This is a genomic window from Pseudomonas sp. B21-031, assembly GCF_024748985.1.
Classification (GTDB): domain Bacteria; phylum Pseudomonadota; class Gammaproteobacteria; order Pseudomonadales; family Pseudomonadaceae; genus Aquipseudomonas; species Aquipseudomonas kermanshahensis.
Window position 1 is genome coordinate 938,098 of record NZ_CP087181.1, and the last position, 22,671, is coordinate 960,768.

Consider the following 22,671-nt stretch of genomic DNA (forward strand, 5'->3'; position numbering starts at 1 on the left):
CTCGACTTCAGCGAACCAGGGCCGGCGCAACGTCAATGCAACGTGTTGCGCGCAGCCTCGACCATGACGGCCGTGATACCGGTGGTTAGGGAGATATAGCAGCCCAGCGAGAAGCAACCAGATGGCTTTCTGGGTTAATCCTTTTGTAGGTAAGCCTCAGCGAAGCCCCAGCCGACGCGCCAGCCGACTGAGGTTGGCGCGGTCCAGGCCGAGTTCGCGCGCGGCGGCGGCCCAGTTTTCCGCATGCCTTTGCAGGCAGTTTTCGATCACTTGGCGTTGATAAACGTCGACGGCTTCACGCAATCCGCCATCGGGCAGAGGCGCCTCCAGCAGCGGCGAGGGGGAGGGCAGCTGGCCCGATGGGGGCGCGGCGCGCAGGTCCAGGTCGATGGCCTCAAGGGTGAGGATGCGCGGCCGTTCCGGGTGCTGGCCAAGCGCCTTGAGCGCCGAGCGGCCGATCAGGTGTTCGAGCTCGCGCACGTTGCCCGGCCAGTCATAGGCGAGCAGTGCAGCTTGGGCGTCGCCGCTCAGGCGCAGGCTGTTCAGGCCCAGGCGCGAACGGTTCTGTTCGAGGAAGTACCCCGCCAATAGCAGCACATCGCGCCCACGTTCACGCAGCGGCGGAACGTGCAACGGGTACACGCTCAGGCGATGGTAGAAGTCGGCGCGGAAGTTGCCATTGCGCACTTCTGCAGCCAGGTCGCGGTTGGTGGCTGCGATGAGGCGGACGTCGACCCGGTGTTCGCGGTCCGACCCCAGGCGTTGCAGCTGGCCACTTTGCAGCACACGCAGCAGCTTGGCCTGTACGGTCAATGGCAACTCGCCGACTTCATCAAGAAACAGCGTGCCACCATTGGCCAGCTCGAACTTGCCGAGGCGTTCGCCGTGGGCGCCGGTAAAGGCACCGCGCACGTGGCCGAACAGCTCGCTTTCCACCAGGGTATCGGGCAAGGCCGCGCAGTTGAGGCTGACCAGCGGTTTGTCGGCACGGTTGTTGGCCTGGTGCAGGGCTTGGGCGACCAGCTCTTTGCCAACGCCGGTCTCGCCGGTGATCAGCACGGTCAACTCGCTGCCGCCGACCAGGCGTATCTCTTCCACCAGGCGCTTGTGTGCCGCACTCTGGCCAATCAGCTCCTTGTCCTGGGCACTGGCCTGGCGGTAGAGCTCGGCGCGATGGTGTTCGTCCTCTGCACGCAGGGCCAGGTGCTCGATGCGCTCGGCCACGGTCACCGTGGCGGCAGCCAGGCTGGCGAAAGCCTGTAGCGCATCCAGCTCAAGGCTCTGGAACTGCCCGGGGGTCAGCGCGTCCAGGGTCAGCAGGCCCCAAGGGCGCTCATCGACCATCAACGGGCAGCCCATGCAGTCATGCACTTCAAGCGTGGCATCCGGGGCGTTGACCAGGCCGTCGTAGGGGTCAGGCAGGTCCGAGTCGCTGGCAAAGCGGGTGGGTTGTGGGCGGCTGAGGAGGATCTGGAAGCGCGGGTGCTCGCTGACCCGAAAGCGTCGGCCCAAGGTATCGGCACTCAGGCCGTCCACTGCCAGCGGTACCAGCCACTCACCGTCCAGGCGCAGCAATGCGGCGGCGTCGCACGGCAACAGCCCGCGCATGGTCTGCAGCAAGCGGCGGTAGCGTTCCTGGTCGCTCAGGTCGCGGGACAAGTCGCTGACCAGGGGGAGGAGGGCGGTGAGCAGTGGCTTTGCAGTCATAGGGACTCCTTTTGGTCATTATGACTATACGCCCGAGCGAGTCGTTTTGACATGACACGCGTCAACGCCCTGATTTTGCTAGGTATAAAAGTTGGCACGAATGGTGAAATACCCAACGCAATCATTCGAAGCCATAGGCTCAGGAGTCGTTGCAATGCTCACTGCCGAACAACGTGCAATCGTCAAAGCCACTGTCCCCCTGCTGGAAAGCGGCGGCGAAGCGCTGACCACTCACTTCTACAAGATGATGCTCAACGAGTACCCGCAAGTGCGTCCGCTGTTCAACCAGGCCCACCAGGCCAGCGGCGACCAGCCACGTGCGTTGGCCAACGGCGTCTTGATGTATGCCCGCCATATCGACCAGCTCGAACAACTCGGCGGCCTGGTCGGCCAGATCATCAACAAACACGTTGCCTTGCAGATTCTGCCGGAGCACTACCCGATCGTGGGCAGCTGCCTGCTGCGCGCCATTGAAGAAGTGCTCGGCAAGGCCATCGCCACCCCAGAGGTGATCGCGGCCTGGGGCGCCGCGTATGGCCAGCTGGCCGACATCCTCATCGGCGCTGAAGAAAGCCTCTATAAAGAGAAGGAGCAAGCCGCCGGCGGATGGCGTGGTACCCGCGAGTTCCGCCTGGTACGCCGCGAGCAGGAAAGCAGCGAGATCGTCTCGTTCTACTTCGCCCCGGTGGACGGCAAGCCAGTGCTCAAGGCCGAGCCTGGGCAGTATATCGGCCTGCAGTTGTTCATCGACGGTGCCGAGCAGCGTCGCAACTACTCGCTGTCGGCCCTGTGCGACGGCACTGAATACCGCATCAGCGTCAAGCGCGAAGCCGGTGGCAAGGTGTCCAACTACCTGCACGATGAACTGGTGGTGGGTAAGACCCTGCAGCTGTTCCCACCTGCAGGCAACTTCACCCTGGCCGCCAGCGACAAGCCGCTGGTGCTGATCAGTGGCGGTGTGGGGATCACCCCAACCCTGGCGATGTTGCAGGCGGCACTGCAGACCCCGCGTGAAGTGCATTTCATCCACTGTGCGCGTAACGGCGCCGTGCATGCCTTCCGTGAGTGGGTCGACGGCCTGGCCGAGCGTCATCCACAGCTCAAGCGCTTCTACTGCTATGCCGAGCCGCAAGGCGGCGCTGCGGCTGATGCCGTGGGCCTGCTGAGCGAAGACCTGCTGGCCGAGTGGCTGCCACGTGAACGTGACGTCGACGCCTACTTCCTGGGGCCTAAAGCCTTCATGGCGGCGGTCAAGCGCCAGCTGAAAGGCCTGGGTGTGCCGGAGCAGCAGAGCCGCTACGAGTTCTTCGGGCCAGCGGCAGCGTTGGAGTAAACACCCAGCAGTCCTAGCTGTTGTAGGAGCAGCCTTGTGCTGCGAAGAGGCCGGTGATCTCAGAAGATGCTCTGAGCCATCACCGGCCTCTTCGCAGCACAAGGCTGCTCCTACCTGCTTTTATATCGGCCTCTTCGCAGCACAAGGCTGCGCCTACCTGCTTATATAAAGGAGAGATGAAACAGCCCGCCAAGCTTTCATCTTTAATCCTCCTTTAATCACGGTATCCTTCACTCCCAGGTGTCGAGGGGCTTGCCCCTGCGCGGCACCCGGGTAGCCGCTTTTTTGCCGTGTGACGTTGAACCGACGTCACAATGGCCGGTCTCAGCCATCTCGGATAGCCCTGCGCAGTGCTATCACGTTGCCCCCTCGGCACGCTAAAGGCCCTGCTCAGCGTGTAGAATCGCGCACAGGCAGGCGGACCACGCGGCCACTCTCCATCGAAGGAACCGGCAATGAACGAACAAACATCGCGCCTGAATCGGGAACGGCGCTTTCTGGTGCTGCTGGGGCTGATCTGCCTGTCGCTGATCGGTGGCGCCCTTTATATGCAGGTAGTATTGGGCGAGGCGCCTTGCCCGCTGTGCATCCTGCAGCGCTATGCCTTGCTGTTTATCGCCGTGTTCGCCTTCATCGCCGCCGCGATGCCCGGGCGGCGCAGCCTGACGGTCTTCGAAGGCCTGGTGGTACTCAGCGCCATCGGGGGAATCGTTGCGGCCGGCAACCATGTGTATATACTCGCCAACCCCATGGTCAGTTGCGGCATCGATACCCTGCAGCCGATCGTCGACGACCTGCCCCTGGCCAAGCTGTGGCCGCTGGCATTCCAGGTCGATGGCTTCTGCAGCACGCCGTACCCACCGATCCTCGGTCTGTCGCTGGCGCAGTGGGCGCTGGTCGCATTTGTCCTGACGGCCATTCTGGTTCCGCTGGGCATCTACCGCAACCGACGTCAGGCTTAGACAAAAGTCCCGAATTGCATGAGGTCTTTTGCACGGCGTGAGATGCGCAGAAAGTTGCTCCCCGCTTGATCCAGATCAATCACAAAGCCTTGTAGAATGCGGCTTTGAGGGCTACCCGGCGGGGTGCGACAAACTGTCGCGAAGTTGATTCTTCGGGTCGCATTGTTACGTATTCTGTAAAAGACTGTTGCTCAATAAGTCATAGTCAAGGGTTGGCGACCTATCTACAATCGCCCCCAATTTCCGTTCGGCACTGCTTGCGAGTCGCAGGATTGAAGGAAGCCCCAGCGCTCCCTTTTGCTGACTTCGTCAAGTTTCGCCCAGCGGCGATACCGAGCGGACACCCCTCCGCGTTTTCCCGCACCAAATGGACTTGGTCTGAAGTACAGGCCTGTTGCCTACGAAACCATAAGCACCGCTAACACGCTTGAGCCAAGGTCCTGCAGTCGGACCCCAGGCAGGAGCGAGTACGGGCGCGAAATGCCGCACTTGGCAGGACGAAGTGTTGGCTACCAAAACACAAATTGCATTGAAGCAAGCTGATCTAGAGGTCGTGAGATGAGTAAAAAGCGTTACCCCAGACTGTTTGGCATATTGCCCTTTTTAGGCATGCTTTTACTCAGTGGGTGCAACTGGACCCTGCTCGACCCGAAAGGTCAGGTCGGCATTGAGCAAAAGAACCTCATCCTCATCGCTACCGGCCTGATGCTGCTGGTGGTGATCCCGGTCATCATCATGACCGTGGCGTTCGCCTGGAAGTACCGTGCTTCCAACAAGGCGGCCACCTACACCCCCGACTGGTCGCACTCGACCAAGATCGAGGCCGCGGTGTGGATCATCCCGATCATCATCATCATCGCCCTGGGTTATGTCACCTACAAGTCCACCCACAAGCTGGACCCGTATCGTCCGCTGGATTCCGACGTCAAGCCGATCCAGATCGACGTGGTCGCACTGGACTGGAAGTGGCTGTTCATCTACCCGGAGCAGGGCATCGCGACGGTCAACAAGATCAACTTCCCGGCTAACACCCCGGTCAACTTCCGCGTCACCTCCGACGCCGTGATGAACTCGTTCTTCATCCCGGGCCTGGGCGGCCAGATCTACGCCATGGCCGGCATGACCACCAAGCTGCACCTGATCGCCAACGAAAACGGCGAATTCGACGGTATCAGCGCCAACTACAGCGGCGCTGGCTTCACCGGCATGAAATTCAAGGCTACTGCAACTTCCCAGGAAGACTTCGACAAGTGGGTCGCCGAAGTGAAGCAGTCGCCGCTGAAACTGGGCAAAGCCGAGTACGAAGCTCTGGCCAAACCTAGCGAATACAACCCAGTCGCGCTGTACAGCGAGGCCCCGGCAGAGCTGTTCCAGTCCATCGTCGACAAGTACGAAGGCATGAACCGCGGCAAGCCGGTCCACGAAGAAGCAGGCAGCAAAGATCTGGCCACTACCAAGGGTGTGGAATCGAGTATGCAACCAGCTGCCGGTGCAGAGGAGTAAGAGATGTTCGGTAAACTAAGCCTGGAGGCGATACCCTATCACGAGCCGATAGTCATGGTGACGCTTGCCATGATCGCGCTCGGCGGTATCGCTGTCGTCGGTCTTATCACCTATTTCCGCAAGTGGACCTACTTGTGGAGCGAGTGGTTGACGACTGTCGACCACAAGAAAATCGGGGTGATGTACATCATCGTCGCGATGATCATGCTGCTGCGCGGCTTTGCCGACGCCATCATGATGCGTACCCAGCTGGCTGCGGCCACTGGCGGATCCGAAGGCTACCTGCCGCCTGAACACTATGACCAGATCTTCACCGCTCACGGTGTGATCATGATCATCTTCATGGCGATGCCGTTCTTCACCGGCCTGATGAACCTGGCCCTGCCTCTGCAGATCGGTGCACGTGACGTTGCCTTCCCGTTCCTGAACTCCCTGAGCTTCTACCTGCTGCTGGCAGGCGTGCTGCTGGTCAACATCTCCCTGGGCGTCGGCGAATTCGCCAAGACCGGTTGGGTTGCCTATCCGCCACTCGCGGGTATTCAGTACAGCCCTGGCGTGGGTGTCGACTACTACATCTGGGCGCTACAGCTATCGGGCCTAGGTACGACGCTTACCGGTGTGAACTTCCTCGTCACCGTGATGAAGATGCGCGCACCTGGCATGAAACTGATGGACATGCCGATCTTCACCTGGACCTGCACCTGGGCCAACGTGCTGATCGTCGCTTCGTTCCCGATCCTGACTGCTGCACTCGCACTGCTGACTGTTGACCGTTATCTGGACTTCCACATTTTCACCAACGAGCTTGGTGGGAACCCGATGATGTACGTCAACCTGTTCTGGGCGTGGGGTCACCCTGAGGTTTACATCCTGATCCTGCCGGCCTTCGGCGTGTTCTCGGAAGTGACTTCGACGTTCTCTGGCAAGCGTCTGTTTGGCCACCACTCGATGATCTACGCATCGGGCGCAATCGCCATCCTGGGCTTTGCCGTATGGCTGCACCACTTCTTCACCATGGGTGCCGGCGCGAGCGTCAACACCTTCTTCGGCCTGGCGACGATGCTGATCTCCATTCCGACCGGTGTGAAACTGTTCAACTGGCTGTTCACCATGTACCAGGGCCGTGTGCGTTTCACCGCACCGATGCTGTGGACCCTGGGCTTCATGATCACCTTCTCTATCGGTGGCATGACTGGCGTACTGCTGGCCGTTCCAGGTGCTGACTTCGTTCTGCACAACAGCCTGTTCGTAATTGCTCACTTCCACAACGTGATCATCGGTGGCGCGGTATTCGGCTACATCGCCGGTTTCGCCTTCTGGTTCCCGAAAGCCTTTGGTTTCACCCTGAACGAGAAGTGGGGCAAAGCTGCCTTCTGGTTCTGGATCTCGGGCTTCTACGTTGCGTTCATGCCGCTGTACGCCCTGGGCTTCATGGGCATGACCCGTCGTCTGAACCACTCCGACAACCCACTGTGGGAACCCTACCTGTACGTTGCCGTAGTCGGCGCCGTGCTGATCCTGTTCGGTATCGCTTGCCAGCTGATCCAGCTCTACGTTTCGGTCCGCGACCGCAACCAGAACCTGGACGTGACCGGCGACCCATGGGGCGGTCGTACTCTGGAATGGTCGACTTCGTCGCCACCTCCGTTCTACAACTTCGCCCACATGCCTGAGCAGGTTGGCCTGGATGCATGGCACGAAACCAAGGAAATCGGCGCTGCTTACAAGCCGGCAACCAAGTTCGACGCCATCCACATGCCGAGCAACACCGCTACCGGTTTGTTCATGGGCCTGTTCCTGACCGTCTTCGGCTTTGCCTTCATCTGGCACATCTGGTGGCTGGTAGGCGCGAGCCTGGTTGCAACCATCGCTGTCTTCGTTCGCCACGCTGCGCGTGACGACCAGGGCTACATGGTTCCGGCCGAAGAAGTGGCGCGCATCGAAGGCGAGCGTATGAAAGCGCTGGCCAAAGCAGGTGCTCTGCCTGCCGGCGCACGTGTCGAATCGTTTGAGCGGGTGTAATCAATGTCCAGTCAAGTAATCCACGGCGCTGCTCATGGTCACGACCATGGGCACGACGATCACCACCACGACTCGGGCCAGATGACCGTACTCGGTTTCTGGCTGTACCTGATGACCGACTGCATCCTGTTTGCGTCGCTCTTCGCTACCTACGCGGTGCTGTCCGGCAGTTTTGCCGGCGGCCCGTCGGGTCATGACATTTTCCAGCTCGACTTCGTAGCTGTTGAAACTGCCTTCCTGCTGCTGTCCTCGATCACCTTCGGCTTCGCCATGCTGAAGCTGTTCGATGGCAAGAAAGCAGGTGTACTGGGCTGGTTGGCTGTGACCTTCCTGTTCGGTGCCGGCTTCATCGCGATGGAAATCTACGAATTCCATCACCTGATCGCTGAGGGCTTCGGCCCGCAGCGCAGTGGCTTCCTGTCGGCGTTCTTCGCGCTGGTCGGTACCCACGGTCTGCACGTGACTGCAGGTCTGATCTGGATGGCAATCCTGATGTATCAGATCAGCACTAAGGGCATTACCCCGACTGCCAAGACCCGCATGAGCTGCCTGAGCCTGTTCTGGCACTTCCTGGACGTGGTCTGGATCTGCGTATTCACCGTCGTCTACCTGCTGGGGGTTCTGTAATGGCTAACGCACACGACACTCATCACGAAGGTAATCACGGCAGCGTGAAGTCCTACATGATCGGCTTTGTACTGTCGATCATCCTGACCGCTATCCCGTTCGGCCTGGTGATGTACCCAAGCCTGCCGAAGAACCTGACCGTTCTGATCGTGGTCGCCATGGCTGTCATTCAGGTTGTAGTGCACCTCGTGTACTTCCTGCACATGGACCGCTCGAAAGAGCAGCGTTCCAACGTGTCGACGTTCCTGTTTACCACCATGGTAATTGCACTGCTGGTCGGCCTGTCGCTGTGGATCATGTTCAACATCCACATCGAAATGATGGCCAAGTGAGGTAAGACTGCATGTCCGTTAAGCACTTTATCCAAATCACCAAACCGGGGATCATTTTCGGTAACGTGCTTTCCGTGGCAGGCGGATTCTTCCTTGCCGCGAAGGGCCATGTGGACTTCGCCCTGTTCCTGGCGGTGGTGGTAGGTACTTCCCTGGTGGTGGCGTCCGGTTGCGTGTTCAACAACTGCATCGACCGCGACATCGACATCAAGATGGAACGTACAAAGAACCGCGTCATGGTCCAGGGCGGCATGTCGCTGCCCCTCGCGCTGATTTACGCCACCCTGCTTGGGGTGGCGGGTTTCAGCCTGCTGTATGTCCAGGCCAACCCACTGTCGGCGTTCTGTGCGCTGATCGGCTTCGTCGTCTACGTCGGTTTCTACAGCCTCTGGCTGAAGCGTAAATCGGTGCACGGCACCTTGGTCGGCAGCCTTTCGGGTGCCATGCCTCCGGTGATCGGCTACTGCGCCGTCAGCAACAGCTTCGACCTGGCTGCAGTGACCCTGCTGGTGATGTTCAGCCTGTGGCAGATGCCGCACAGCTTCGCGATCGCCATCTTCCGCTTCAAGGATTACAGCGCTGCCAACATTCCGGTCCTGCCGGTGGCTCGCGGTATCCTTGCTGCCAAGAAGCAGATCGTGCTGTACGTGCTGGCCTTCGTGCTCGCCACCCTGATGCTCACCCTCGGCGGTTACGCCGGCCTCAGCTACCTGGCCGTGGCAGCTGCCATGGGCCTGTACTGGCTGTACATGGCCTGGGGTGGCTACAAGGCCGAGGACGACAGCAAGTGGGCCCGCAAGGTGTTTGGCTTCTCTATCCTGACTGTCACTGCCCTGAGCGTGATGATGTCGGTGGACAGCCAGACCGCTGCGGACGTGCTGATGACCTACGCACGCTGATACCGCTGCCTGTTACACGAAAACCCCGGCCATGTGCCGGGGTTTTTTTATGGGTGTTCTGGGCAAGTCCCAATGCCGTGTATAACCCGGTGGGAGCGCGCTTGCCCCGCGAAGAGGCCGGCCCTGAAAACATAAAATTCGAATTTTCAAAAAATACATCTGAAAAGTTCTAATAAAACAGGAAATTGACCTTTACAGATATCCTGTTTCGGCACTATCTTCTGATCCAGGCCGCCACATCGGCCAACGTCGCTCGGACGGTTCCGGGCGCTTACGTACTCAGAGGAAGCCATGGCCAACCCAGGTTCGCCGCGCCGCTTTGCGCGCATCGATCGTCTCCCCCCTTACGTCTTCAACATCACCGCCGAGCTCAAGATGGCCGCCCGCCGTCGTGGCGAAGACATCATCGACCTGAGCATGGGCAACCCCGATGGCGCGACCCCGCCGCACATCGTCGAGAAGCTGGTGCAGGTCGCCCAGCGTGAAGACACGCACGGCTACTCCACCTCCCGCGGCATCCCACGCCTGCGCCGGGCCATTTCCAACTGGTACAAGGAACGCTACGAGGTCGACATCGACCCGGAAAGCGAAGCCATCGTCACCATCGGTTCCAAAGAAGGCCTGGCTCACCTGATGCTCGCCACCCTCGACCAGGGCGACACGGTGCTGGTGCCCAACCCCAGCTACCCGATCCACATCTACGGTGCGGTGATCGCCGGCGCCCAGGTGCGTTCGGTGCCGCTGGTGCCGGGTGTGGACTTCTTCAATGAGCTCGAGCGGGCGATCCGCGAATCGATCCCCAAGCCGAAGATGATGATTCTCGGCTTCCCGTCCAACCCTACCGCGCAGTGCGTGGAGCTGGACTTCTTCGAGCGCGTGGTGGCCCTGGCCAAGCAGTATGACGTGCTGGTGGTGCATGACCTGGCGTACGCCGACATCGTCTACGACGGCTGGAAAGCCCCGTCGATCATGCAGGTGCCGGGGGCCAAGGACATCGCAGTAGAGTTCTTCACGCTGTCCAAGAGCTACAACATGGCCGGCTGGCGTATTGGCTTCATGGTCGGCAACCCCGAACTGGTCAACGCCCTGGCGCGCATCAAGAGCTACCACGACTACGGCACCTTCACGCCGTTGCAGGTGGCAGCCATTGCTGCGCTGGAAGGCGACCAACAGTGCGTGCGCGATATCGCCGAGCAGTACCGCCAGCGCCGTAACCTGTTGGTGAAGGGGTTGCACGAGCTGGGCTGGATGGTCGAGAACCCCAAGGCATCGATGTACGTGTGGGCGAAGATTCCGCCGGAGTATGCGCACCTCGGGTCGCTGGAGTTTTCCAAGAAGCTGTTGGCCGAGGCCAAGGTGTGTGTGTCGCCAGGCATCGGCTTTGGTGACTACGGTGATGATCACGTGCGCTTTGCCCTGATCGAGAACCAGGACCGTATTCGCCAGGCGATTCGCGGTATCCGCCAGATGTTCAGGGCGGACGGTTTGACCCGCAAGTAAACCGCGAGGGGCCGCGCGGCGGCCCCCGTTGTATCAGTAGGGCTGGCCTTCCGACTGCCTGCCGAATATTCGCACTACTACCTTCAGCACTCATTTTCCTGTTCAGGTATCCAAATGAGTGTATTCACAGCGTATTTCTGCGGCACCGGTTCCCACCGCTTCGATGCTGCCAACCCCAATTTCTGGAACGGCGAGCTGGTCTCGACATTGGCCGGCAACGATCAGGGGCGCGAGTTCGCCCACTGGATTGCGGTTGACGGGCCGGGCAGCGGCAACCTTCAGGATGACGAATTGTTCGTTGAGCCAGGTGGCTACTTCAACTGGAGTGGTCAGTTGTTTGGCCGTGGTTGGGAAGAAAACGTGAGCCATGTGCTGAATGTGATCAAGGGTGAGAGCAGTTGGCAGCGCAACAAACTCACTGAGGAAGCGTACACAAGGCTCAAAGACGCAGGCGTGCCGATCCCGGACGCGTCCGCCACGGCTTCCTGGTTCTGGCGGACCTACGACTACGGCGATCGCCACCCGACCCCGCAAGCGTTGCAGGAACAGATCATCAAGATATTCCGCAAACCGCGCTTGCCCACCCAGGTCAACCTGGTGGGCTGGAGCCGCGGCGGCATCAGTTGCCATATGCTGGCCAATGTGATGGCTGAAGATCCGGACTTGAAGGATATTCCCGTCAACATCTTTGCCATCGACCCCGTGCCCGGTGTCGGCAACGTGCAAGCAGAGCGGGTGAGCCTGGCGGGCAACGTCCGCGAATATGTCGGTTTTTATTCGCGTGACGAACGCTCCAAGGGCTTCGCCTGCGTGATTCCCGCCGTCGAACCCGGCACGCGCATGTGTATTTACCCAATGCCAGGCCGCCATGCCACCTTGGTGGGTAATGCATCGGCTGACGGGGCGAGCGACGGCAAGGTGCTGGTCGAACCCGGGCTGATCGTGCGACATTTCGCCGAAGTCTGCCTGACCCGCTGGGGTGTCGAACTGGACAAGTGCCTGGCGCTGGATGACAACCAGCTGATGCAGCATCACTTGGCCATGGCGGCTGCCGATGAGGACTATCAGGCCATGCGCAGCCAGTCGTATACCGTCATCACCGAAGGCGAAAAAGACGACCGGTTGGTACACTGGGGCGAAACCCGCACGCGCTTCAGCCAAGTGCGCAGTGACAGTTATGACCCTCGCGAAGGCCTTGGCCTGCAGCTCTGGGATGCCAACACTTACAAGGCCCTGCGTTAGGCCGGGCAGGCGGGCAGCCGCTGTGCTGTTCGCCCGTTTTTCGGGCCGTGGGGTTTGCCGGATCAGCGGCAATTTTTTTTGCATTCCCCCTCTATCCAGCCGGCCCCGGTTGGAATGAAAATGGCGCCGCGGGCCCAGCCCCGATAACAACAACCTTCCCTCCGTGGCCTCATGTCCGAATATAACCCTTGCCTTGACTGCGGCGCCTGCTGCGGGTACTTCCGTGTGTCCTTCTTCTGGGGCGAATGCCAGTCTGCCGGGGGCGTTGTGCCTGACGACCTGGTGGTGCAAATCAACCCTACACGGGTCGCGATGATCGGCACCGATGCCAAGCCTTGCCGCTGCGTCAGCCTTGCAGGCGAGATCGGCAAAGAGGTGGCGTGCACCATCTACGCTAACCGTTCGAGCCCTTGCCGGGAGTTCAATGCGTCGTGGGAGGGCGGGGTGCACAACCCGAGCTGTGACGATGCACGCGCGGCCTATGGCCTGCCGCCTTTGACCCCGCCTGGGGCCAACGAGCCGCATTGGCCGGATGATGATGGGGCTGAGGTGGCCTGACCTTTTTGGGTCGCCTGTGCCGGCCCTTTCGCGGGGCAAGCCCGCGAAAGGGCCATCAGCTGTAAGAAGATTCTGAACTTGAAACCAAATGCTTCAGAAAGGCAGGCTTGTCGAATTATCCTACGATGCCTGTCGGATGCCGCCTGATAGGCGGGGAAGTACTTCAGCGATAACTTCATGGTTCGCCCATATGGCGAGCGGGTGTGAGAACTCGTTGTTGGTAGTCGGCCTTTTTTATGGCAGCTGTGCGCGTGCAGGCTTCGGTCTGACCGTGGTGACTCCAACACGGGCTTCTCACCTCGCGCACGGCTGCCACCCAAATCTGTGAGAAGGACCAAGGTGGTTGCTCCTTGAAATGTCATTGGAGTTCACCATGAAAAAACTTGTACCTCACCCACCCACTTTCCCAATCCCTTATATCTCGATAATCGCCGACCTCTCCCATGCAGAGGCAAGGTCCCGGGCAGCCAAACTCATGGGCAGCCTTTCCCAAGCCATCGAGCTTTACCTCAAAGCCGAAGACAGCCTGCAACGCAGCGCCCTCCTCGAAAACATGTCCGCCCTGACCGAATTGCTTCATGCGCTGTTCGCCCACATAAAGGCGCAGGAGGCAGTGGAATGAGCAATCACCTGAAAGCCCACACCACCGCTGGCGTGGAGACGTTTCTCGAATTGTTCCGCATCGAACCGGGCATCCCCCTTGATCACGCGTTCGACGAATTGTCCGTGTTGCTAGGGTGCATACGCCACCTCAGCGAAGAGGCCGAGATGGAAGGCAACAAGGTTGCAGGCAGCGCTGCACCGATTCTCAGTGCCATGGCCAAGGCGCTGATCAACGACATGGAAATGGGGTTGAACCGGGGCGGTTGAGTGGTCGCGCAGATCGAGCGCCGCACGCGCGGCGCTTCGCAGCACAAGGCTGCTCCTACACCTGTTGCGGGCCAATTATTCCTGAGCCATTGGCGCGCGCTCAATGTCGGGTCGGACTAACAAGGCGGTCCTGTGCCTATGGGACATGCCTCACTGGCCTGAAAAAATGTAGGAGCAGCCTTGTGCTGCGAAGCGCCGCGCGGGCGGCGCTCGATTTCCGCCCCAGCGCGAAACCCCCGCCAGACAACCGCCCACGCTCAAACACACGATAAAACCCAACGCATCCCCCAGCCGCCTCGCTTGACGTTAAACTGTCATTTCCCCAGCAATGGACAGGAGATCCGGCGTGACCCCACCCCGCAGTTTCCCCAGTGACCTCTGCCTCGACAGCCCCCGCCTGCAATTGCGCCCGATGCGCCATGGCGATGCCGCGCAATGGCTGGCGATCATGGCCGACCCCGAGGTCATGCGTTATTGGCACCATGCACCCTGGCAAGACCTCGCCGAGGCCGAAAGCGCACTGGCCGCCGACCGTGAAGCCTATGCCAATGGCGACCAGCTCAAGCTCGGCATGTACCGCCGTGACAACGGCGAACTCATCGGCATGGTCCAACTGTTCAACATCGATGACGTATCCCGCCGTGGCGAGATCGGCTATTGCCTGGCCAGCGCCGTACAGGGCAGGGGGTACATGGACGAGGCATTGACCTGCTTCATCGACTACCTCGCCCACACCCTGCACATGCGCCGCCTGGAGGGCGAGATCGACCCGCGCAACCAAGGCTCGGCACGCACGCTCGAACGCCAGGGCTTCGTGCTCGAAGGCACCCTGCGGGCACGCTGGTGCGTGGCCGGTGAGCTGTCCGACTCGGGCATCTATGGCCTGCTGCTAGAACCACCGGTTGCATAGTGTTATGGCTAACCTCGACTTTCATCGTCTGCTGTACATCACGCTACCGGTGGTGACCCTGCGCGGCACTTACTAAACGCCTGGAAGCGGGGCAGGGCCTGGGTTATGGTCGCAGCCTGTCCCGTTTTCCCCAGGTGTGCCCCTTTGCCCGTTTTCTACCTGAGCATCAGCCTGTTCCTGTACCTGCTCGCGCTGTTTTTCGATGGCGTGCTGATGAGTGGCGACCGCCACATGCCCGCCCTGCAGATGTTGCTGTACGGGCCATGGGGCATGCCCTTCGGGTTGTATCAATGGTTTGCCAATCCGCTGCTGGCCGTGGCGATTCTTGCCCATCGACGTTTCCGTCGGTTGGCGTTGGCGTGCGGTGTGGCGGCGTTGTATCTGGCGGCCAGCAGTTTCGGAATCGACCGCCTGCCAGACAGCCAAAGCTACGCGTTTCATGACCGCACCGGTTTTGGTGCGGGCTTTTATCTGTGGCTCATTGCGATGGTGGTGTTTTGCGCGGGCCAGGCTTGGCATTGCTGGAAGGCCCGCAGCGCCGACGACATGCCCGGATGGCGCTGGCTCGATGTGGCCTTGATAGCAGCATTGGGTGTGGCGTTGTATGCCGCGACGCAGATGCCGTCGTTGCGTTTCGAGCCGAACAAGGTGCTGATGCCGCCGGAACAGCCACAGACATTTTGATATCCACAGGGGGAATAGTCATGAACAGGTATCACCTGACGGGCCTGGCGCTGGCGTGTGTGCTGCCGCTGGCCATGGCCGAAGAAAATTCGCCGAGCTACGGCCAATGCATGGACAAGGCGTCCAGCACAGTGGCCATGAGCAGTTGCATCCAGGCCGAGACCCAGTTGCAGGACCAGCGCTTGAACCGGGTGTACAAACAGTTGATGGGCAAGCTGGAGGCAGGGCAGCAGAAACGCCTGCGCGAAGTACAGCGCAAGTGGATCGCCTACCGTGATGAAAACTGCACGTTCCACGTACAGGCCAGTGGCGGGACCATGGCGCAGTTGGAAGGCGGCGTGTGCGTGATGGACACGACCCGGGACCGGGCGGCCGAGCTTGAGCGAGTACTCAGCCCGGGGCAGTGAGGTTGCCTGTTCCGGCCCTATCGCCGGCAAGCCGGCTCCCACAGAAACAGCACAGTACTATCGGGCGATGCGTTACCGGTAGGAGCTGGCTTGCCGGCGATGGGGCGCGAAGCGGCCCTGGCTTTATTTGCGCGGTTCGCGCCGCGCGCGGGCCTTGAGGTATTCGCGCACCTCCACGGCATCCCCCGCAAACTCGATACGCTCAGCCTTGGCATCGCGCTGATAGGCATACATCGGGTCGTAATACTCCTTCAGCAACCCTTCGATCCAGCCCCGGTGCAGCTCCACCGCGCCGCTGCGCTGTTGCTCATCCAGGGCTTGTTGCAAGATGGCGGATAAGCGTTGGCAGCGTTCACCACCCAGGCGCTTGTGGATATTGGCCATGCTCGACAGCATGCGTTCGGCAAACCGTCGGCGGCCCTCTTCGTCGCCGTGCACATCGACGAACTCTGCGCTCAGGTTGACCACGTAATCGCGCAGGATACGTTCAACACGCTGCTCGAAACTGTCCTCCAGCCATACCAACGGGTACTGCTGCATGCCTTGGTACAAGGCCAGCGGCACGGTGCAGCTGCCGACGATACGGCCTTCATCTTCGAGCACGAACTGCTCGATGCCACGCGCGCGCTTTTTCAGCACATCGATGGCCAGCTTGTTTTCGAAGCCGATTTGCGCGGGCTGCGCGGTGGCACGCTTGCCGAAGCTGGAGCCACGGTGGTTGGCATGGCCTTCAAGGTCCAGCCCATTGCTCAACTGGTGCAGTACCTCCGTCTTGCCGGTGCCGGTGAGGCCACCAATCAAAACGAAATCGCAGTGCGCCACGGCCTGCTCAGTGGTGTCCAGCAGGAAAGTGCGCATCGCTTTGTAGCCACCCTTGACCCGCGGGTAGTCGATGCCCGCTTCATCGCGCAGCCACTGTTGAACGATCAATGAACGCAGACCACCGCGAAAACAGTACAGGTAGCCCTCAGGATGCGCCCTGGCGAAGCTGGCCCAGGCGTGCAGGCGGTCGCGCTTGATCGCGCCGCTGACCAGTTGGTGGCCAAGCGTGATGGCGGCGGCCTGGCCTTGCTGTTTGTAGCAGGTGCCGACCTTCTGCCGCTCTTGGTCGTTCATCAGCGGCAGGTTGACGACGCCCGGGAAGGCACCTTTGGCGAATTCGATGGGCGCGCGCATGTCCATCATCGGCACGTCGTTCAAAAATAGCGGGCGAAAATCGGTGCAGTCGGGACGCATCAGATCACCTCGACCGCGTTGCTCTGTCGCTCGCCCAGCGTACCGATGGGTGACAGTTGCAGGCCCAGTTCGGCCGCCACGGCCAGAAACTGCGCTTCACCCTCAGGGCTGACCGCCACCAGCAGGCCGCCGCTGGTCTGTGGGTCGCACAGCAGGTGCTTCTGGTCATCGCTCAGGGCGCCGATCTTGTGGCCGTAGCTTTCGTAATTGCGCAACGTGCCGCCCGGGATGCAGCCCTCGGCCAGGTAGTGCTCGACACTTGGCAGGCGCGGTACTGCGGCGTAGTCCAGGTGCGCAGTGAGGCCGCTGCCGTCGGCCAGCTCCACCAGGTGGCCCAACAGGCCGAAGCCGGTGACGTCGGTCATCGCCCTAACACCTTCGAGCTTGCCGAAGCGGCTGCCGGGGGTGTTGAGTGTGCACATCCAATCGCGCGCCAGGCCTTGGTCCTGCTGGCGCAGCTTGGCCTTTTTCTCGGCGGTGGTGAGGATGCCGATGCCCAGCGGTTTGGTCAGGTACAGGCGGCAACCGGCGGTGGCGGTGTCGTTGCGCTTGAGATGGCGCTTGCTGACCACGCCAGTGACGGCCAGGCCGAAGATCGGCTCCGGGGCGTCGATGGAGTGGCCGCCAGCCAGCGGGATGCCGGCTTCGGCGCAGACCGCGCGCCCGCCGCGGATCACTTCGCGGGCGACTTCCGGCGGCAGCACGTTGACCGGCCAGCCGAGGATGGCGATGGCCATCAACGGGTCGCCGCCCATGGCGTAGATGTCGCTGATGGCGTTGGTGGCGGCGATGCGCCCGAAGTCATACGGGTCATCGACGATCGGCATGAAGAAGTCGGTGGTCGAGACCACGCCGCGCTCTTCGTCCAGGGCGTACACGGCAGCGTCGTCGCGCGAAGCATTGCCGACCCAGAGGTTCGGGTCCAGGGCCTGGACGCCGCTTTCGGCAAGGATCACGTCCAGTACCTTGGGGGAGATCTTGCAGCCACAACCGGCACCATGGCTGTACTGGGTCAGGCGGATTGGCTCGCTCATACGTACCTCAGCAGATCAAATTGTTGCGCGATTGTAGCAAAGCTGGCCATTGCGCCATGGACACTTATACTTTTCACGGTCGGCACGGCTGCCGACCCTTTAGCTGCCAATGACCCGGAGATTGCCCATGCTCAAACGCCCTCTGGCGCTCGCCGCCGGCCTCGTGCTGTCCTGCTGTGCCGTTGTCGCCCAGGCTGCTGAAACCCTTCGGGTCAGTGCCATCCCTGACGAAGCGCCCACCGAGCTGCAGCGTAAATTCAAGCCGTTGGGGGAGTACCTGGCCAAGCAGCTGGGCATGGAGGTGAAGTTCGTGCCGGTTGCCGACTACCCGGCGGTGGTCGAATCGCTGGCCTCCGACCGCCTCGACCTGGCGTGGCTGGGGGGCTTCACCTTTGTTCAGGTGCACTTGAAAGACCCGAATGCCACGCCGCTGGTGCAGCGTGAGCAGGACGCGCAATTCACGTCCAAGTTCATCACCGCCAACCCCAATGTAAAGAGCCTGGACGACCTCAAGGGCAAGTCGTTCGCCTTCGGCTCCATTTCGTCCACCTCGGGCAGCCTGATGCCGCGTTACTTCATGCTCAAAGAGAACAACATCAAGCCTGAGGACTACTTCAGCCGTGTGGCCTACTCCGGCGCCCACGACGCCACCGCAGCCTGGGTGCAGGCCGGCAAGGTCGATGGCGGGGTGCTCAATGCCAGCGTCTGGCAAAAGCTGGTGGACGCCGGCAAGGTCGATACCAGCAAGGTGAAGGTGTTCGCCACTACCCCGACCTACTACGACTACAACTGGACGGTGCGCGGCAACATGGCGCCGGCACTCAAGGCGAAGATCAAACAGGCGTTCCTCGACCTGGACCCAGCCAACCCCGAGCACAAGGCGATCCTCGACCTGCAGGCTGCCAGCCGCTTTATCGAGACCAAGCCTGAGAATTACCAAGGCACCGAACAAGCCGCGCGTGAGGCCGGCCTGCTCAAGTGACGTCCGCTCCGGTGGCAATTCATCTGCACAATGCCAGCCTGCAGCATGGCCAGGTCCGCGCGCTCGACGCGATAAACCTGCGCGTGGAGCAGGGCGAGCGGGTCGCGATCATCGGCCCCTCTGGCGCAGGCAAGTCCAGCCTGCTGCACCTGATGGCCACTGCTATCCAGCCCAGTGCCGGGCGCCTGGCGCTGTTCGGTGAACTGCCCTGGCAGTTGTCCGGCAGGGCGCGTCAGCGCTTGCGGGCACGGGTTGGCCTGGTGCATCAGGCACCGCCCTTGCCGCCGCGCCAGCGGGTTGTGACCGCAGTGCTGGCGGGGCGACTGGGGCAGTGGGGTATCGTGCGTGGCTTGCTCAACCTGCTGTACCCGACCGATGTGCCAGGCGTGCGCCAGGCATTGGCCGAGCTGGGGCTGGCTGACAAACTGTTCGTCCAGTGCGGGCAACTGTCTGGCGGCCAACTGCAACGGGTGGGCATTGCACGGGTGCTGTATCAACGGCCGGAATTGCTGCTGACCGATGAGCCTGTTTCGGCGATGGACCCGGTGCTGGCCGACCACAGCCTGGCATTGCTCAACCGCCACGCCCAGGCCAACGGTGTAACGTTGGTGGCCAGCCTGCATGCGGTCGAGCTGGCGCTGGCGCACTTTCCACGGGTGATCGGCATTCGTGAAGGGCAGGTGGTGTTCGACAGCCCGGCCGAGGCGGTCAGCCCGCAAATGCTCGATGCACTCTATGCCAACGAACACTTGGCTTCGCCTCCCTTGCAGGGGCCTGCAGCAGTGCTGACGGTACAGATCCCGCGATGCTGAAGGCCCATGCCCGCGACCCGGCTGCCCTGCCACGGTTGCTACTGACTCTGCTTGCTGTGGCGGTGTTATGGCCAGGCCTGCAGTTGAGCGAGCTGAACCCTGGCGTGCTGTGGCAGGCCGAGAACCGTCAGCAGATCGCCAGCTTCACCCAGGCATTCTGGCCGCCGGCGCACGATGCCGCCTTTTTGCAGTTGCTGTACGAAGCCACCTTGCAGACCCTCGCGGTGGCCACGGCCGGCATGACCCTGGCGCTGGTGCTGGCGGTACCTGCCAGCCTGCTGGCCAGCCGTGCCTTGTCGTTGCGCGCGGCCTCCCGAGGCGGGCGGGCCGGGTGGTGGTCGCGGGTGCTGCGGCTGCCGGTACGCGGGCTGCTGATCTTTCTGCGCAGCGTGCCAGAAATCGTCTGGGCCTTGCTGTTCGTGCGTGCCGTGGGGCTTGGGCCAACGGCGGGGGTGCTGGCCATCGCCATTACCTACAGCGGCATGCTCGGCAAGGTCTACGCCGAAATCTTCGAGTCGGTCGACCAACGCCCGGCCCATGCCCTATTGCAGGCCGGCAGTGGTCGGCTGATGGCCTTTTTCTACGGCATCCTGCCCAATGTGGTGTCGGAAGTGGTGTCGTACACCGTGTACCGCTGGGAATGCGCGGTGCGTGCTTCGGTGGTGATGGGGTTTGTCGGCGCTGGCGGGTTGGGGCAGCAGATCGACTTGTCGATGCGCATGTTTGCCGGCGCGGAAGTGGCGAGCATGCTGCTGACGTTTCTGCTGCTGGTATCGCTGGCTGACCTGCTCAGCCGCTTTCTGCGAGGAAGGCTGGCATGAACCGGGCGATCAACCTGCTGGTGCTCGGCGTGATCATCGCGGCGGTGGTGGCCTCGTTCGCCTACCTGGAGCTGGACCTGCACGCGCTGGTCGGTGATGGCGGGCTAGGGCAGATGGGCGAGTACGCGGGGCGCTTCCTGCACCCGGACGTGTCCGTCGAGCATTTGCGCGCGGTCTGGCATGGCGCCTTGGAGACCTTGGCGATGTCGGGCCTGGGGACTTTGCTGGCGGTGGTGCTGGGGATGCTGCTGGCGTTACCGGCGGCGGGCCGCTTCGGCTGGCCGCTACAGGCTGCGGCGCGTGTACTGCTCAATGCCTTACGGGCCATCCCGGAATTAGTCTGGGCGGCGCTCACCGTGCTGGCCGCAGGGCTTGGCCCGAATGCTGGGACCCTGGCCTTGGCGTTACACACCGCCGGCGTGCTCGGCCGCTTGTTTGCCGAGGCACTGGAAAACGCCCCGGCAGAGCCTGCAGCAGCCATTCGCTTGCAGGGTGGCAGCCAGGTGGCGGCATTCTGCTTTGGTACCTTGCCTAACCTGTGGCCGCAGTTGCTGGCTTACAGCCTGTACCGCTGGGAGAACAACATCCGCATGGCCAGCGTGTTGGGGTTTGTTGGGGCCGGTGGGTTGGGGCAGATGCTCTACACCACCTTGAGCCTGTTCCAAGAGGCGCAAGCCAGCACGGTGATCATCGCCATGCTGGTGCTGGTGTTGCTGGTGGATGCCTTGAGCGATGTGCTGCGCCAGCGCTATGTGCGCGCCTGACTGGGGCTGCAGAGCAGCCCGCGCACGCATCAGGTGGTCAGTTCGCCATGCTGCGCTTCCCGTTGCATCGACTCTAAGTTGCGCTCGATCGTCTCGCAGATGGTGTCCATCTGGATCTGGTGCTCGCTGAAGCGGAAGGGGCTTTGCAGGTCGGTGCCGATCCGCTCGATGGCCAGCAACATGAACCCCACCACTGTCGACGCCAGCGGTGTGAACCACTCCAGCGACTCGACCAGCCCCACCGGCACGATCAGGCAGAACAGCGTGATGAACAGCCGCGGAAAATACACATAAGGGTAGGGCAGCGGCGTATTGGCGATCCGTTCCATGCCGCCCTGGGCATTGGACAGGTCCACCAAGGTCGACTCCAGCCGCGCCAGGCGAATGCTGTCCAGGCGCCCGGCCTGGTATTCCCGCGCCAGCAGGGCTGCCGAGCCACTGAGGATGTCGTTGGCGAAGTTGTTCGAGCGGTTGCGCCGCTCGAACTCCGCCTGCGGGATGAACGCTATCAGTTCATCCGGGCAGCGGTCGCCCTTCAGGTGCGCAGCCAGGCAGTTCACATAGGCGATATGCCGGCGCAGCAACGTGGCCTTGATCGGGTTCAGCCCGTCATCCGGGTCATCGATCAGCGTCAACGTCTGCCGGGCAAAACTGCGCGAACTGTTGACCAGCGCACCCCACAACGTGCGCGCCTCCCACCAGCGGTTGTAAGCGCTGCTGTTGCGAAAGCTCACCAGCACCACCAGCGCCGAACCCAGCAAGGTCAACGGAATCAACGGCAGGGTGAACTTGCTGTTGAAGAACAGCATGAAATCGATGGTGACCAGCACATCCCAGATCAGCAGCCAAAACAGCGACCAGCCGATGTAACCAATGGTCTTCACCACCAAGCGGTACTTGCGGGCGATGATCTCTTTCACACGGGGTACCTCGAAACGCGGGGGATGCAGGATCGGACGTCGAGGGATGGGTATGGTTCGGCAGCTGATGTTGCAAGACATTTTTTTGGACGTGTTCGAAAGAAAAACTGACTGAGGTATCGGACGCTCCTGAATTCTCTTCCAAAGGAGAAACGGCAAAGTAGACCGCTTCCATAGGGTGGGCGGAGACAAATCCTCCCAGACCGCCGATATCCTCAAAGCGAGAAAGCTGGTGGATGAGATGAAATGAGCGAAAAATTGATCCCTTTTGATATCGCCGACTTGCTTGACAGTGATGCAGCAATCAGCGAATACCTCAGCCAGGTGCTATCCGATGGCGATACAGATGAGATTATCCGAGCCATCGGTCATATCGCTCGGGCACGGGGAATGACACAAATCGCTGCACAGAGTGGGTTAGGTCGAGAAAGTCTCTATAAAGCACTTAGCCCAGGCGCTAAGCCCCGCTTTGATACAGTGCTTAAAGTCATACGTGCCCTAGGCGTGGAGCTTTTTGTTCAGCCCCATACGTCGTCGCATTAGATT

24 protein-coding genes are annotated in these 22,671 nt (G+C 61.3%); 20 read left to right on the plus strand and 4 right to left on the minus strand.

Annotated features, from left to right (window positions below):
- Positions 1-156: 156 nt before the first annotated feature.
- Positions 157-1,707 carry a nitric oxide reductase transcriptional regulator NorR gene (gene norR, locus LOY53_RS04195; RefSeq protein WP_258703634.1) on the minus strand — a complete coding sequence of 517 codons (1,551 nt, stop codon included), beginning with the start codon at positions 1,705-1,707 and terminating at the stop codon, positions 157-159.
- Positions 1,708-1,861: 154 nt separating this feature from the next.
- Here norR and hmpA point away from each other — a divergent pair, with 154 nt between their 5' ends.
- The 15 genes from hmpA to LOY53_RS04270 all read left to right on the plus strand — a co-directional run bounded on the left by hmpA (position 1,862) and on the right by LOY53_RS04270 (position 15,556).
- Positions 1,862-3,040, plus strand: a complete 1,179-nt coding sequence (hmpA, locus tag LOY53_RS04200) for an NO-inducible flavohemoprotein (protein WP_258703635.1) — start codon at positions 1,862-1,864, stop codon at positions 3,038-3,040.
- Positions 3,041-3,495: 455 nt separating this feature from the next.
- Entirely contained in the window at positions 3,496-4,002 is a 507-nt protein-coding gene (locus LOY53_RS04205) for a disulfide bond formation protein B (protein WP_027595503.1), read from the plus strand.
- 558 nt (positions 4,003-4,560) lie between these two features.
- The gene (gene cyoA, locus LOY53_RS04210; RefSeq protein WP_027595504.1) at positions 4,561-5,505 is read left to right on the plus strand and encodes a ubiquinol oxidase subunit II; all 945 of its coding nucleotides are present in this window, start codon (positions 4,561-4,563) and stop codon (positions 5,503-5,505) included.
- A 3-nt stretch (positions 5,506-5,508) separates the two neighbouring features.
- Positions 5,509-7,527, plus strand: a complete 2,019-nt coding sequence (gene cyoB, locus LOY53_RS04215) for a cytochrome o ubiquinol oxidase subunit I (protein WP_027595505.1) — start codon at positions 5,509-5,511, stop codon at positions 7,525-7,527.
- A 3-nt stretch (positions 7,528-7,530) separates the two neighbouring features.
- Complete coding sequence (gene cyoC, locus LOY53_RS04220) at positions 7,531-8,154, plus strand: cytochrome o ubiquinol oxidase subunit III (RefSeq protein WP_027595506.1); 624 nt, start codon at positions 7,531-7,533, stop codon at positions 8,152-8,154.
- Positions 8,154-8,486: a cytochrome o ubiquinol oxidase subunit IV gene (gene cyoD, locus LOY53_RS04225; RefSeq protein ID WP_027595507.1), complete on the plus strand. Its 333-nt coding sequence runs from the start codon at positions 8,154-8,156 to the stop codon at positions 8,484-8,486. The genes cyoC and cyoD overlap by 1 nt, the downstream gene beginning before the upstream one ends.
- 11 nt (positions 8,487-8,497) lie before the next feature.
- Positions 8,498-9,385, plus strand: a complete 888-nt coding sequence (cyoE, locus tag LOY53_RS04230; protein WP_027595508.1) for a heme o synthase — start codon at positions 8,498-8,500, stop codon at positions 9,383-9,385.
- Positions 9,386-9,676: 291 nt separating this feature from the next.
- Positions 9,677-10,885 (plus strand): alanine transaminase, encoded by a 1,209-nt coding sequence (gene alaC / locus LOY53_RS04235; RefSeq protein ID WP_027595509.1) that lies wholly within the window; start codon positions 9,677-9,679, stop codon positions 10,883-10,885.
- Between the two features lie 114 nt (positions 10,886-10,999).
- Positions 11,000-12,127, plus strand: a complete 1,128-nt coding sequence (locus LOY53_RS04240) for a hypothetical protein (RefSeq protein WP_258703636.1) — start codon at positions 11,000-11,002, stop codon at positions 12,125-12,127.
- Positions 12,128-12,298: 171 nt separating this feature from the next.
- Positions 12,299-12,685, plus strand: a complete 387-nt coding sequence (locus LOY53_RS04245; RefSeq protein WP_258703637.1) for a YkgJ family cysteine cluster protein — start codon at positions 12,299-12,301, stop codon at positions 12,683-12,685.
- A gap of 373 nt (positions 12,686-13,058) precedes the next feature.
- Entirely contained in the window at positions 13,059-13,307 is a 249-nt protein-coding gene (locus LOY53_RS04250) for a hypothetical protein (protein WP_258703638.1), read from the plus strand.
- Complete coding sequence (locus tag LOY53_RS04255; RefSeq protein ID WP_258703639.1) at positions 13,304-13,555, plus strand: DUF3077 domain-containing protein; 252 nt, start codon at positions 13,304-13,306, stop codon at positions 13,553-13,555. The genes LOY53_RS04250 and LOY53_RS04255 overlap by 4 nt, the downstream gene beginning before the upstream one ends.
- A gap of 346 nt (positions 13,556-13,901) precedes the next feature.
- The gene (locus LOY53_RS04260) at positions 13,902-14,465 is read left to right on the plus strand and encodes a GNAT family N-acetyltransferase (protein WP_027595514.1); all 564 of its coding nucleotides are present in this window, start codon (positions 13,902-13,904) and stop codon (positions 14,463-14,465) included.
- A 144-nt stretch (positions 14,466-14,609) separates the two neighbouring features.
- Positions 14,610-15,149, plus strand: a complete 540-nt coding sequence (locus tag LOY53_RS04265) for a hypothetical protein (protein WP_027595515.1) — start codon at positions 14,610-14,612, stop codon at positions 15,147-15,149.
- 20 nt (positions 15,150-15,169) lie between these two features.
- A complete protein-coding gene (locus LOY53_RS04270; RefSeq protein WP_258703640.1) occupies positions 15,170-15,556 on the plus strand; it encodes a lysozyme inhibitor LprI family protein in 387 nt (128 codons plus the stop codon).
- 123 nt (positions 15,557-15,679) lie between these two features.
- Here LOY53_RS04270 and mnmH read toward each other — a convergent pair whose 3' ends face one another.
- Together mnmH and selD are read right to left on the minus strand one after the other, a co-directional pair.
- Positions 15,680-16,792, minus strand: a complete 1,113-nt coding sequence (gene mnmH, locus LOY53_RS04275; protein ID WP_252826725.1) for a tRNA 2-selenouridine(34) synthase MnmH — start codon at positions 16,790-16,792, stop codon at positions 15,680-15,682.
- Positions 16,792-17,826, minus strand: coding sequence for a selenide, water dikinase SelD (selD, locus tag LOY53_RS04280; protein WP_252826726.1), 1,035 nt, complete (start codon positions 17,824-17,826; stop codon positions 16,792-16,794). The genes mnmH and selD overlap by 1 nt, the downstream gene beginning before the upstream one ends.
- Before the next feature lie 127 nt (positions 17,827-17,953).
- Here selD and LOY53_RS04285 point away from each other — a divergent pair, with 127 nt between their 5' ends.
- From LOY53_RS04285 to phnE, 4 genes are read left to right on the plus strand one after another with little or no spacing between them, the layout of a single operon-like run.
- Positions 17,954-18,808, plus strand: coding sequence for a putative selenate ABC transporter substrate-binding protein (locus tag LOY53_RS04285; protein WP_252826728.1), 855 nt, complete (start codon positions 17,954-17,956; stop codon positions 18,806-18,808).
- Positions 18,809-18,819: 11 nt separating this feature from the next.
- A complete protein-coding gene (locus tag LOY53_RS04290; RefSeq protein WP_408981347.1) occupies positions 18,820-19,620 on the plus strand; it encodes a phosphonate ABC transporter ATP-binding protein in 801 nt (266 codons plus the stop codon).
- Complete coding sequence (locus tag LOY53_RS04295) at positions 19,614-20,441, plus strand: ABC transporter permease (RefSeq protein ID WP_258703642.1); 828 nt, start codon at positions 19,614-19,616, stop codon at positions 20,439-20,441. The genes LOY53_RS04290 and LOY53_RS04295 overlap by 7 nt, the downstream gene beginning before the upstream one ends.
- Complete coding sequence (gene phnE, locus LOY53_RS04300) at positions 20,438-21,205, plus strand: phosphonate ABC transporter, permease protein PhnE (protein WP_252826733.1); 768 nt, start codon at positions 20,438-20,440, stop codon at positions 21,203-21,205. Before LOY53_RS04295 ends, phnE begins: the two co-directional genes overlap by 4 nt.
- 29 nt (positions 21,206-21,234) lie before the next feature.
- Here phnE and LOY53_RS04305 read toward each other — a convergent pair whose 3' ends face one another.
- The gene (locus tag LOY53_RS04305) at positions 21,235-22,125 is read right to left on the minus strand and encodes a bestrophin family protein (RefSeq protein WP_027595523.1); all 891 of its coding nucleotides are present in this window, start codon (positions 22,123-22,125) and stop codon (positions 21,235-21,237) included.
- 246 nt (positions 22,126-22,371) lie between these two features.
- Here LOY53_RS04305 and LOY53_RS04310 point away from each other — a divergent pair, with 246 nt between their 5' ends.
- Positions 22,372-22,668: an addiction module antidote protein gene (locus LOY53_RS04310; protein ID WP_027595525.1), complete on the plus strand. Its 297-nt coding sequence runs from the start codon at positions 22,372-22,374 to the stop codon at positions 22,666-22,668.
- Positions 22,669-22,671: the final 3 nt, after the last annotated feature.